This window comes from Phycisphaeraceae bacterium (assembly GCA_019454185.1).
In the GTDB taxonomy this organism is placed as follows: domain Bacteria; phylum Planctomycetota; class Phycisphaerae; order Phycisphaerales; family UBA1924; genus JAHBWV01.
In genome coordinates this window covers 2,024,549-2,036,691 of the sequence record CP075368.1, presented here as the reverse complement: position 1 = coordinate 2,036,691, position 12,143 = coordinate 2,024,549, and the positions used below count along the sequence as shown (strand labels likewise).

At 63.0% G+C, this 12,143-nt stretch carries 12 protein-coding genes; all 12 read left to right on the top strand.

Going from position 1 to position 12,143, the window contains the following annotated elements; all coding sequences use genetic code 11:
* The first annotated feature begins 25 nt into the window (after nt 1-25).
* The 12 genes from KF838_08635 to KF838_08580 all read left to right on the top strand — a co-directional run bounded on the left by KF838_08635 (nt 26) and on the right by KF838_08580 (nt 12,128).
* Nucleotides 26-934, top strand: a complete 909-nt coding sequence (locus KF838_08635) for a flagellar biosynthetic protein FliO (protein ID QYK46850.1) — start codon at nt 26-28, stop codon at nt 932-934.
* A gap of 128 nt (nt 935-1,062) precedes the next feature.
* Entirely contained in the window at nt 1,063-1,923 is an 861-nt protein-coding gene (fliP, locus tag KF838_08630) for a flagellar type III secretion system pore protein FliP (protein ID QYK49827.1), read from the top strand.
* A 19-nt stretch (nt 1,924-1,942) separates the two neighbouring features.
* Entirely contained in the window at nt 1,943-2,194 is a 252-nt protein-coding gene (locus KF838_08625) for a flagellar biosynthetic protein FliQ (protein ID QYK46849.1), read from the top strand.
* 10 nt (nt 2,195-2,204) lie between these two features.
* On the top strand, nt 2,205-3,020 hold the full coding sequence (locus KF838_08620) for a flagellar biosynthetic protein FliR (protein QYK46848.1): 816 nt from the start codon (nt 2,205-2,207) through the stop codon (nt 3,018-3,020).
* On the top strand, nt 3,005-4,072 hold the full coding sequence (flhB, locus tag KF838_08615) for a flagellar biosynthesis protein FlhB (protein ID QYK46847.1): 1,068 nt from the start codon (nt 3,005-3,007) through the stop codon (nt 4,070-4,072). Before KF838_08620 ends, flhB begins: the two co-directional genes overlap by 16 nt.
* Before the next feature lie 35 nt (nt 4,073-4,107).
* The gene (flhA, locus tag KF838_08610; GenBank protein QYK46846.1) at nt 4,108-6,261 is read left to right on the top strand and encodes a flagellar biosynthesis protein FlhA; all 2,154 of its coding nucleotides are present in this window, start codon (nt 4,108-4,110) and stop codon (nt 6,259-6,261) included.
* Between the two features lie 88 nt (nt 6,262-6,349).
* Nucleotides 6,350-7,732, top strand: a complete 1,383-nt coding sequence (gene flhF / locus KF838_08605) for a flagellar biosynthesis protein FlhF (protein ID QYK46845.1) — start codon at nt 6,350-6,352, stop codon at nt 7,730-7,732.
* Nucleotides 7,729-8,694, top strand: coding sequence for a P-loop NTPase (locus tag KF838_08600; protein ID QYK46844.1), 966 nt, complete (start codon nt 7,729-7,731; stop codon nt 8,692-8,694). Before flhF ends, KF838_08600 begins: the two co-directional genes overlap by 4 nt.
* Before the next feature lie 148 nt (nt 8,695-8,842).
* Nucleotides 8,843-9,154: a hypothetical protein gene (locus tag KF838_08595; protein QYK46843.1), complete on the top strand. Its 312-nt coding sequence runs from the start codon at nt 8,843-8,845 to the stop codon at nt 9,152-9,154.
* Between the two features lie 196 nt (nt 9,155-9,350).
* Nucleotides 9,351-10,193, top strand: a complete 843-nt coding sequence (locus KF838_08590) for a FliA/WhiG family RNA polymerase sigma factor (protein QYK49826.1) — start codon at nt 9,351-9,353, stop codon at nt 10,191-10,193.
* Between the two features lie 118 nt (nt 10,194-10,311).
* Nucleotides 10,312-10,836: a 2-amino-4-hydroxy-6-hydroxymethyldihydropteridine diphosphokinase gene (gene folK / locus KF838_08585; GenBank protein ID QYK46842.1), complete on the top strand. Its 525-nt coding sequence runs from the start codon at nt 10,312-10,314 to the stop codon at nt 10,834-10,836.
* Complete coding sequence (locus KF838_08580; GenBank protein QYK46841.1) at nt 10,824-12,128, top strand: hypothetical protein; 1,305 nt, start codon at nt 10,824-10,826, stop codon at nt 12,126-12,128. Before folK ends, KF838_08580 begins: the two co-directional genes overlap by 13 nt.
* The last annotated feature ends 15 nt before the right edge of the window (nt 12,129-12,143 follow it).

Sequence of the window (12,143 nt, the reverse complement as noted above, 5' to 3'; positions counted from 1 at the left end):
GTCGGGACCCTGCCAGGATGGCGACATGGGCCGCAAGAACGACATCATTCCATTCAGAGCGATGCGTGCCGCCGTGTGCGGCGTCTTGATCGGCGTTGCCAGTCAGGTCGTGTGTGGTTCCGGCCCAGAGCCGGAGGAGCATGTGTCGGCGGCGGTTGTGCCGCGAGCAACGGACGTTCGAGGTCCAGTCGTCGCGAGCACGGACATGGCTGCGCAAGAGCGTCGGCCGCTGGGCGTACCCGCAGTCGAGGCCAAGCCGCTCCGATCAGGCAGCGAGGAGCGTTCTCGTGGTGTGGCATCGGAGGCCCGAACGCTGATTGTGCTCGGCGGGATCATCGTCGTGATCGTGGGCTTTGCTGCCGGTATCAGACTCATTGCAAAGAAACACGGGGGCATCGCGGGCGCTTGTGGCCCTGGCGGAAGAGCGCCCGCCGGGGTTCTTAGCGTGCTCGGGCGGTATCCGATCGCGCGCGGGCAGTCGCTGCTTCTCCTGCAACTGGATCGCAGGGTGATCCTTGTGGGACAGACGGCTGGGCGAGGCGGGGCGCGGCTTGCGACGTTGGCTGAGCTCAGCGATCCGGAGGATGTGGCGTCCATTCTTGTGAAGACTCGCGATGAGTCCGGAGAGAGCGTCGCCAGGAAGTTCAGAGAGATCATCGAGAAGATGAGTGAGCCGGCGCAAGCTTCTGAGCGCGCCGTGACCGTTGTGCCCCCGATCGAGCGTGCCGACTGGTTCGAGCGTGTCGGGGGTCGGCGTGGATCTGCTGCTCGGCAGAACGCGGCTGGAAGTGAGCCAATCGCTCGTTCCCAGCCGCTTGTTCGGCAGCAGACGCCCGCAGTTCAAGTTGGGAACACAGGGCAAGGGAGCAAGCAGGATGGGGCGGAGGCACTTCGATCGAGAATCGAAGCCATTCGGCGAGGAGGAGGCCGATGAGCCGGTTGCTGTGCATCATGCTCGTCGTGGCGTTCATGGTGTGGCCTGCTGGCGCGCAGTTCGGGCCGCCGGTTGAGAGCGGGTCGATAGGTGCTGCATCGAGCGGGGACGACCTGCTGCAAAGCTCGATGTCGGGCACGCTGAATCCGCTTCGTGTGCTCGACGATGCGGCGGGGACTTTGACGGGACGTGGTGCAGGGTCGCGTGAAGGGGTGGGGCTGTCGGCCGCGATCAACGTGATGCTGGTGCTGACTGTTATCTCACTCGTTCCATCGATCATGCTGCTTTGCACGTGCTTTCTGCGGATTCTTGTCGTGCTTGGCCTGCTGAAGCAGGCCATGGGCACGCAGACGCTGCCGCCGCCTCAGGTCGTGACCGGGCTGGCGCTGTTCATGACGATGCTCGTGATGGCTCCGACAGCGCAGCGAGTATGGGATGAGGCGGTTGAGCCGTACAGGCAGGGGGAGATCACCGACTACGACACGCTGTGGATCAAGGCGCGTCAGCCGCTCAGGGACTTCATGTTTGACCAGATCGACGCCAGCGGCAACTGGTCGAGCGTGTACATGGTGCTCGAGTATCGCGGCGTGGATACGACGGAGCCGGAGCGTCTGACCCGGGGCGACGTCGATATGGTGACGCTCATCCCTGCGTTCGTGCTCAGCGAGCTGAAGGTCGGGTTCATGATGGGCTTCAGGGTGTATCTGCCGTTTCTCGTGATCGACATGGTGATCGCGAGCATCCTCATCTCGATGAGCATGATGATGCTGCCGCCCGTGCTGATCTCGCTGCCTTTCAAGCTGCTGCTATTCATCCTTGTGGACGGCTGGCGGCTGGTTGTCGGGGGTCTGCTGACGAGTTTCGTGACGACGGGACAGGGAGGCGAGGGCGTCGAGTCGGGCGTTCGGAGCGCGATGTTGCTCGGTCCTGATGGTGTGCTCGCGGTCTTGCACGACATAGCGCCGGGGCTGATCGGGGTGGTGTGCTGATGCGTGAAGGGGATCTCTGATGAACGACGGTGTGATCGAGATGACAACGCAGATGCTGCTTGTGATGCTCAAGATCGCTGCGCCGATCCTGCTTGTCGGCATGCTTGTTGGGCTTGGGATCAGCATTTTCCAGTCGGTGACTTCGATCCAGGACCAGACGCTCACCTTTGTGCCCAAGATCGCGGTCATGGTGATCGTCGCGGCACTGCTTATCCCGTGGATTGCCCAGCGTCTGATCGAGTATGCGATCGAGGCATTTACACTGTCTTAGGAGTCCGTTGATGCCGGGCGTCGAGGCCCTGCTGGGCCAGACAGTTCCGTGGTTGCTCGTGGTCGCTCGCATCGCGGGCCTGTTTGTCTTCGCGCCGATGGTGTCGAGTCTGACGCTGCCTCTCCGTGCGAGGGCGTTGCTGGCGGCCGCGCTCGGGCTGGCTGCGGCACCGATGGTGATTGGCGCGGGATGGGCGGACATCAAGCCGGATCTGATCTCGCTGCCGTGGTTGCTGTTCTCCGAGACGATGATCGGTGTTTCGATCGGGATGATCGCTGTCACCCCGCTGCTGGCTCTCGACCTCGCAGGTGTGTTGATGGGTCATCAGATGGGCATGAATCTCGCCCGTGTCTACAACCCTGAGACAGACGCGGAAGTCGATGCGGTCGGGCAGCTCCTGTTCTTTGTCGGTTTCGCGGCGTTTGTTGTCATCGGTGGATTGGAGAGTCTCTTTCTTGCTTTGCTTGCGACGTTCGATCGTGTGCCGCTGGGCGGGTTCGGGGTCGAGAATCTGCCTCTGGAGACCTTTGTCGGTGTGCTCGGTTCTGGTATGGAGCTCGCGGCGCGTATCGCGGCCCCGGTGTGGGGTGCCGTCGGTGCGTTGATGGTCGTGATGGGGCTGCTCGGCAAGTTCGTGCCTCAGATCAACACGATGACGATCGGATTCATGCTCAAGATCCTGCTCGGGGTCTTTGTATTGGCGATCTCGATGCACGTGATCGGCGATGTCAGTGCCGACGCCATGTCGGGGATGGTCCGCGTGGTCGAGGGTTGGGTGGGCTCGCTCGGCGCGGAGAGTGAGGGGGCGATATGGCCCAGGAGCTAGGGGAGAAAACGGAAGCGCCAACCGGGCGTCGTCTCGGCGATGCCAGGAATAAGGGGCAGGTCCCCAAGAGCACAGAGTTGACAGGGGCGATCGAGATCGCGGTCGCGCTCGCGGTCCTGCTCGTGCTCGGGGCGTGGATGATCGGCAGCATGTCGTCCGTGATGCGTCGCACGCTCGAGCTTGAATCGGACGCGGTCGCGCTCGGACACTCGGATCTTGCGCGCACGATCAAGTGGGCGGCCATGGAGGGTGTGACGATCGCCGGTCCATTCATGATCATCATGTTTGTCGCGGCGGCCATCGCCCACATGATGCAGGTCGGGGTGTTGTTTACGACCTATCCCCTGAAGCCGAAGCTGGAGAAGCTCAATCCGGTTGCGGGTGTCAAGCGAATCCTCGGGCTTCGCGGCATGGTGAAGGGCGCGATGGGGGTCACGAAGCTCGTGATCGCCGCGGGGATCGCGACGATCGTTCTGGCATCGAACATGGGAGCGCTCGCGACGCTTCCGAACCTCGATGTGCTCGCTGCGGTGTCTGTGATGACATGGTCGATCGTTGAACTCGCGGTATGGGTCATCGCGATTTTCCTTGTGCTTGGCGTGCTCGATTGGTGGTATCAGAAGTGGCAGCACACGCGCGACCTTCGCATGACCAAGCAAGAGGTCAAGGATGAGCGGCGTTCGATGGAGGGGGACCCTGAGATCAAGCGCAGGCGGATGAAGATCGCGTACGAGATGGCGATGCAGAGGATCCGGTCTGACGTTCCGAAGGCGGACGTTATCGTCACGAATCCGACACACTTTGCCGTCGCGCTCAGGTACGACAACGAGAAGATGCGGGCTCCGGTCGTGGTCGCGAAGGGGGCCGATCTTCTGGCGTATCGAATCAGGGAGGTCGCGGCGGTCTACGGGGTTCCGATCGTTGAGCGTCCGCCTCTGGCGAGAGCGCTGTATTACAACGTCGAGGTCGGGCACGCGATCGATCCCGAGCAGTACGAGGCGGTTGCGGAGGTGCTTGCGTACGTCTATCGATTGGATCGTCGCACCGCGTGATGGTGTGAGTAGTCAGAGGAGCGGCAGCGTTGGCGGTGAATGACGGCAGAGCGAGTGCGACGGCAACGGGCGGGATCACCGCCTGGGTTGCGCGTCATCGTGGGCTCGTTGTGCCTGTCGCTTTCGTGCTGATGATCGTTGTGATCGTGGTGCCGCTGCCGCCGGCGGCGCTCGACATCATGATCTCTCTGAACATCGCGGCATCGGTGATTGTGCTCCTGACATGTATCTACATGGCCAAGCCGCTGGAGTTCAGCGTCTTTCCGTCGCTGCTGCTTGCGACGACACTGACTCGGCTGGTGCTGAACATCGCCTCAACGCGCCTGATTCTCACGGCGGACGCCTCATCCCCGGCGGAGGCGGCCCTGGTTGCGGGTCACGTCATCCGCGCCTTCGGGAACTTCGTGGCGGGCGATTCGCTCTTTGTCGGTGTGGTGATTTTCCTGATCATTGTCATCGTTCAGTTCGTCGTGATCACCAAGGGAGCCGGGCGAGTCAGCGAGGTTGCGGCGAGGTTCACCCTCGATGCGATGCCGGGAAAGCAGATGGCGATCGATGCCGACCTGAACGCGGGGATGATCGACGAGGCCGAGGCGAGGCGCAGGCGTGACGAGATCAGGCAGGAGGCCGATTTCTTCGGCGCCATGGACGGTGCGAGCAAGTTCGTTCGGGGCGATGCGGTCGCCGGGATCATCATCACCATCATCAACGTGCTCGGCGGGTTCGCCATCGGGATCATCGACCGCGGCTGGCCTGCGGGGCAGACGGCCGAGGTCTTCACGAAGCTCACGATCGGCGATGGACTCACGAGCCAGATTCCCTCGTTCATCATCGCGATTGCATCCGCGTTGATCGTGACGCGATCCGGCTCACGCGAGGACCTGGGGCAGGAACTGACGGGCCAGTTGATCAGCCAGCCGAAGGGGTTGTTCATCACGACCGGCTTTCTGACGCTGCTTGCCATGACGCCTTTGCCAACGATACCGCTTCTGACCTGCGCCGGACTGATCGGGTGGATCGCTTGGTCAAAGACACGCGGGAAACGCAGGTCTGCGCAGGATGCGGAAGCTGCTGCTGCGGCGACCCACACGAGGGCCGAGCCCCCTCCGGTTGAGACGCTTCTGAAGGTGGACACCCTCGAGCTTGAGGTCGGCTACGGCCTCGTTTCACTGGTCGATCCGGGCCAGGGCGGGACACTCCTGGACCGGATTGCCGCAGTGCGTCGCCAACTCGCGATGGAACTCGGGCTTGTCATGCCGCCTGTGCGCATGCGTGACAATGTCCAGCTTCAGTCCACCGAGTATCGCGTGAAGGTGCGGGGTGCGGTCGTGGCGAGCGGGAGCGTCCGCCCCGATCGGCTGCTGGCGATGGACTCCGGGATCGCCGAGGGCAAGGTAGACGGGGAACGAACGAGAGAGCCCGCGTTTGGTCTGGACGCCTGGTGGATAGAGTCGTCGCAGCGAGCCAGAGCGGAGTCTATGAACTACACGGTTGTCGATCCGACAAGCGTGGTTGCGACGCATCTCACGGAGATCATCAAGCGACACGCGGATGAGTTGCTGACCCGGCAGGAAGTGGCCAACCTGCTCGAGCCGCTGAAGGAGCGAGCTCCGAAGCTGGTTGAGGAGACTGTGCCGACAATCGTGAAGCCGGCAGAACTCCAGCGGGTCCTCCAGAACCTCCTGCGGGAGCGTGTGCCCGTGCGTGACATGGAGACAATCCTTGAGACCCTCTCCGAATGGGGGGCGAGGACCAAGGACCTGGATATTCTGACCGAGTACGTCCGCAATGGGCTGAAGCGATCGATATGCCAGCAGTACGCGAGCCCATCGGCCGAGGGTGGTATGACGCTGACTTGTGTGACACTCGACCCGTCCCTCGAGGACGTGATCAGTGGATACATCGACCGTGGAGCCGCGGGTACCACCTTCTCAATGCCTGCGCGAGTTGCGGGTGCGATCGCGGAGCAGATCGCCGAGGGGCTCAAGCGGGTGACCGCTGCGGGTGGGCATCCGGTGGTTGTTGCCTCGCCGCAGGTGAGGGCGGCGGTGCGACAGATCCTCGATCCGCACATGCCCGCTGTGGCGGTGCTCGGGTACAACGAGGTCGCATCGGGCGTCGAGGCGGAGTCGATGGGGCTGATCGGGGTGCCGAGCGCATTGTCGCGGCACTCTCCGGCAGCGGCATAGCCGAGAAGGTCGGCGGTCGGTGGATGCAGAGCGGGAAGATCTGCTACAGTGAGTGTGCAGGAAGCACGATGGCCCAAGGACGGCGCCGATGGAACTGAAAACCTACCGCGCTCACAGCATGGCGGACGCGCTCTCAGAGGTCAAGAAAGACCTCGGGAAAGACGCGGTCATTCTTCACGCACGTTCATTCAAGGTCGGCGGCGTCATGGGCGTTGGTGCCCGAACGATGGTCGAGATCACAGCGTCGTCTGACCAGCGGGCGCCGGGTCCCAGGCCGCGGGCGGCTGTTGGTGCGAACCCTCAGGTGACGCCGACTCGGGTCCGCGAGCCGGTTCTGTCTCCTTCGGCGACGTCAATACCAGCCATTGCGAGAGCTTATGCTCTGCCTGATTTTTCTGAGCCGGGCAAACCACGCGAGCCGGTGCCTGGACAGACGCCCGCTGCTCGCGACATCGCGACGCCGGTTCCGGTTGTTCCTGTTCCGAGCGTGTTGCCTCGCACTCGGGTTGGTATCAATCCGGTTGATGAGGCAGCCAGAGCGACGCTCGAGTCTGAACTGGCATCGATCAAGAAACTCGTGAGCGAGGTGCTCGAAATCAGCCGGCGTCCTCCGACAGAGCCCACCACGGCCACAGGTCCGCGCTTGGGGGGGCCACTCGGCGGCTGTGTCGATGCGCTGCGTCGGCATGGTGTGGCCTCTGTCTGGATCGATGAGTTGGTCGAGCGCGTGCAGGCGGACCCCACGATCGGCGGCAGCAGCCAGGGTGTCTGGAGAGCAATCCGGAGCACGCTGGCCTCGATGGTGCCGATCTCGCCGGTTGCCGATGGCGTCGCTCCGAGGCGAGGGCGACCCCGCGTTGTTGCGCTTGTCGGTCCGACTGGCGTCGGCAAGACGACAACGATCGCGAAGATGGCCGCGGATCTTGCACTGCGACAGAACAAGAAGGTCGGGATCATCGCTGCGGATACATACAGAATCGCAGCGGTCGAGCAGGTGAAGACCTACGCGGGCATCATCGGCCTTCCTGTAGAGGTTGTGAGGGGACCCGAGGAGATGGCGGGTGCGATAGGTCGCTCGCATGGCGTGGATGTCGTCTTGGTAGATACCGCGGGTCGGTCGCAACGCGACTCCGAGCGGTTGAATGAACTGGCAGAAGTCATCGCGGCGGCAGAGCCAGACCGCGTGCATCTTGTCCTCGCGGCAACGGCTGCTGAGCCCGTTCTTCTTGAAGCGGTGGCATCATTCGGCGTGCTTCGGCCGACTAGTCTCGCCTTCACGAAGCTGGATGAGGCGGTCGCTCTGGGCTCGCTCATCAATCTTCCGCGTTCGCTCGGGCTTGGTCTGACGTACTTGACGAATGGGCAGGATGTGCCCGACAACATCGAGGTCGCAAGCGGCGAGCGGGTCGTGTCGATCTTGCTCGGCCACCCGAGTCGTAATGAACAAGAGAGCAGGAGGCCTGTGGGATGAGCGTGCCTCCGGTGATCTCGCCCACGCCTGTTCGATATCGAGAGGCCAACGTGGGAGTCGATCAGGCCGCACGGCTCCGTTCGTTGGCGGAGGCAGCGCAGCGTGCTCCGGCCATAGTTCCGATCGAGTCGCCGCCGGAGGTCTCCCGTGATCGGCGGGGGTGGCCTGGCGTTATCGCCGTTGGATCTGGGAAGGGAGGCGTCGGGAAGACTGCTCTCTCTGTCAATCTCGCGATTGCGCTCTCGAAGCGGGGTCTGCGCGTTACGGTTGTCGATGGCGATCTGGGCACTGCGAATATCGATGTGGTGTGCGGCCTTTCTCCGTCACGTCGGCTCGACCTGCTGACTTCGGACCGCCAACTGTCCCAGGGTGTGGCACCGCTTCGGGCTTTGTCGATTGATACCGGGTTGGGGTTTCGGCTTGTTCCCGGTGCCGCGGGCGTGGCGCGGGTAGCGGATGGCGACAGAACCGCCTGTCACGCGCTGGTGATGGGGCTGGGCACGCTTGGTGCCGACGCGGACATCGTGGTTGTAGATGCCGGCGCGGGGATCGGCGTCGGGGTGAGATCGTGGATGCACGCTGCGGATGTGCCGCTCATCGTGGCGACGCCAGAGCCGGCAGCGATCGCGGACGCATATGGATTGATGAAGGCACTGCGCGTTGAGAATCGGTCAACGGCGGCTCGCGCGGGGTTGGTGCTCAATCAGGTCGGCTCTGCCGCTGAATCTGAGCGAGTTGTCGAGCGGCTCGGTGCCGTGGTTCAGAGGTTCCTGCAGATGGATCTCAGAACCGCGGGCACGATCTCGTGGGATCGTGACATGGTGCTCGCATCGCGAACCCGTCGTCCGCTCCTGAGCGACCCCGGAAGGTCGCGAGCGAGGCGAGATATCGTGGCGCTCTCGCAGACGGTTGCTGAGTGGGTTCGGCTGAGCCATGCGACAACTGTTCGGGGCGCGCGTTAGGGCGGCGTATGGATAATCGGTGGCGCGATCGTCACAGGTAGGAAGTTCACCGCCGGGTTGAGCTACTTCGCTCAAGCGCGGGCTTTCTTGGGCCGATGAGGCCCGCTTCGGCCTCGCTGAAGGGCCGTTGTACGGGGTGAACCGCGACGTGGAATCCATCGGCCGACCCATCGGGGCGTGTTTCGCGCTGGCTTCATTCGCGATCGCGATCGCGGCGGGTTTGCTTGCGCAGAACGATGCGGTCACGGTTCTGGGGCGTGCGATCATTGTGCTCGTGGTCTGCCGCGTTGCTGGGGGAGTTCTGGGCTGGGTTCTCTCTGCCGTCGCAAGCGATGCGGCCGGCGTTTATGGGAGCGAGAGACCTGTTCTGGGCGAGCAGCAGATTGAGGGACACGTGCCGGCAGGAGCAGCGGCTGGCGGACTCCACGCAGATGCAAGGGAGATCCGTCGTGCTGCGTGAATTCTTGGGTGGACAAGGTGTGGATTTGGCAAGCGTGACACGGAGAAGCATGTATACTCCCGCGTCACCTGGCCAAGGACGGTTCAGGTGCGAGCCTGTAGGCGGCAAGGCCTCTGCCTCAGCCGGAACATAGAGACTCGACGTCGAGGGTCAAGGAGCGGACCAGATGTCAGCAGCGAAATCACTTCGTCACGGCATGAGAGGACACGGGCGGTACGCCGCGCGTCACGCTGAAGCGTGGCTTGCGGGTTCGCCGTATGAATCGTGGCCCATCGAAGAGGTGTGGCGGGAGTACCAGAAGGCCCCGTCGGAGGAGTTGCGAAACTATCTCATGGAGAAGTTTCTGCCGCTTGTCCGTTACAACGCCGAGCGGATCTATGCACGCTTGCCTGACGAGGTCGACATCGAGGACCTGATGTCCGCGGGCCTGTTCGGCCTGATGGATGCGATCGACGCATACGACCTCGACCGAAAGGTGAAGTTCGAGACGTATTGCGCCCCCCGCATTCGCGGCGCGATTCTTGACGAACTCCGATCCATGGACTGGGTCCCTCGCCTTGTGCGTCATCGCACGGCGAAGGTCGACCACGCTCGCCAGAAGATCGAGATGGAGACCGGGCACGAGGCCTCGGACCAGCAGGTTGCCCAGCGACTGGGCATTCCGTTCGAGGAGTTCGAGAAGTACAAGCGTGACTCCGTCGCCGTGAACACGATCAGTCTCACACGCAAGTGCTTCGGCTCCGACGGCACGCGCGAGCTGCGAGAGATCGATGTGATCCGCGATGAAACGCAGCGGAACCCGCTGCGGATGCTGCAGAGCAGGGACCTTCGCGAGATGCTCACAAAGGGGCTTTCCCGTGCGGAGCGTCTGATCGTGATTCTGTACTACTACGAGGGGATGACGATGAAGGAGATCGGCGCGACGCTCGCTCTTTCTGAGTCTCGCGTCAGTCAGATGCACTCTTCCATCCTCGCTCGCCTGAAGGCCCAGATGCAGCACAAGATGCGGGAACTCGAGGACGACGGCAGCGATCGCTGAGCAGTCTTGGTTCGGCCTTTGCTGTCCGGCATGCATACAGACTGGATGAAGTCCACACACGGACCCGGAATCTTCCGGGTCCGCTTGCTTTTGCTCTGGCTGCGGGCTTGGCTGTAGTGTGCCGGTCGATGACGAGATATCGGGGCAGGTGAGTCCGAGCGACGGCGTGGCTGTTGTCGCGTACATCGGGCTCGGTTCCAACCTGGGCGAGAAAGCGGCGACGCTGGAGTCCGCGATCTGTCAGATTGCACGGCTGCCTCATACACGCGTGATCGCGAGATCGGACTGGATGCAGACCGCCCCGGTCGGCGTCACCGATCAACCGGACTTTCTCAACGGAGTCATTGCGATCGAGACCTTGCTGCCCTCGCGGCGGCTGATTGGGGAGCTGCTGCGGATTGAGGCAGAGCACGGGCGGGACCGTGCGACGGTGTCCCGATGGGGGCCTCGGACCCTGGATCTCGATCTCTTGCTCTATGGGAGTGCGATGATCGACGAACCGGGACTCCAGGTTCCGCACCCGCGGATGTTCGAGAGAGAGTTTGTCCTCGCGCCACTGGCCCAGATCGCTGCCCAGGCAAGGATCCCTGGATATGGTCACACAGTGGCGGAGGCATTGGAGCGGCTGCGATGTGGCGACTGAATCGCTTCGGAGCATCAGGATTGAAACGGGTCTGTGCGGCCGCGTTCGTCACGTCTTTCATCGCGACACACGTCCTTGCGATCCAGCCGACCGATGCCGGTGAGGTCATTGCGATGGCACGCAAGGGCTACGCATCAGCACCCTTCGCCGACCGAATTGACGTCGAGGTGATCGACGGCATGGGGCGTCGCGAGCGTTCGCGGCTCTTGGTCAGGGTGAATCCAGCCGGCGAAGGCGTTGCGAGTCTGCTCATCGAGTTCCCTGGGATGAGCGTATGGGCCGATGAACGAGGTGTGCTGGTTGTTGGATCTCGGGAGGCGAGTGGGTGGTGGGAGTCTGAGCGAGTCGAGGAAGGTCCCGTGGCTTCGTTGCGGGCGGTCTTGCCACCGATCGTGGCTCCAACCGTTGCGATCTTGTCTGGCGAGGCAGCATGGACCCCCGCGACTCCGGAGATCCGTTGGAACGGCTTGGCAGAAGACTCAACCGGAGCGTTCTGGGTGCTGGGCGGCATGAGCGGCGATCTTGCCGTACAGGCGACCTTCGATCGGGGCAGCTCACGTCTGGTGCGTCTTGTGGTGTCTGGCCCGAGCGGTGGTCCGCTCGCGATGCTCACTGTGACGCTTGAACCGATCGAGGCGGGTGAACTGACTGGATGGAAGCCCCGCACACAGGGGCTTGAGAGGCGAGCAACGCTGGCTGCGGTGGTGGATCGACGTCCAACGATCGTGCCCGGAGATCTCTTTCCTTCAGTCGGTTGGGTCAGATCAGATGGGCGATCATGGGTGTTGAACGAGGACCTGTGGACAAAGCCCGTCTCGGCGAACTCGAGGAATGGAATTGGCGTGGCGGTGGTGACGATGTTCCGCGCGAGCGGCGATCAAGCGTCGCTATCGGCTTCGTTGCGTGACGTTCGGAAGGGCGCGGAGATCTGCCGGAGCGTGCTGCGCGAACGGCTGCGCAGCCGCGTCGTGTCGGGAGAAACACGACCTGGATCGGAGGTTGTGCTCCTGCCGGCGGCGATTTTCGGTGGTGTGGGGTTCAGCGCATCCCGCTACGAGGCGATCACGAGTGAGATCGGTGATCTCGGTCCGGACGGTGTGGGGATCGTCTGGAGCACGCCCGAGAGACGCACGATCGATGCCGTGGCACCAGGTGCGAGGGCGGCGATGTGCATCGTTGACCGCGCGGGGAGGTTGCACAAGGTCGTCGTTCTTGATGACCTGGAGGACAGGATCAACGAGGCACAGGTCGAGATTCGCGATGCGATTTCCGAGGCGCTCGGAGAGCGTTGAGCGATTCACGCCCAT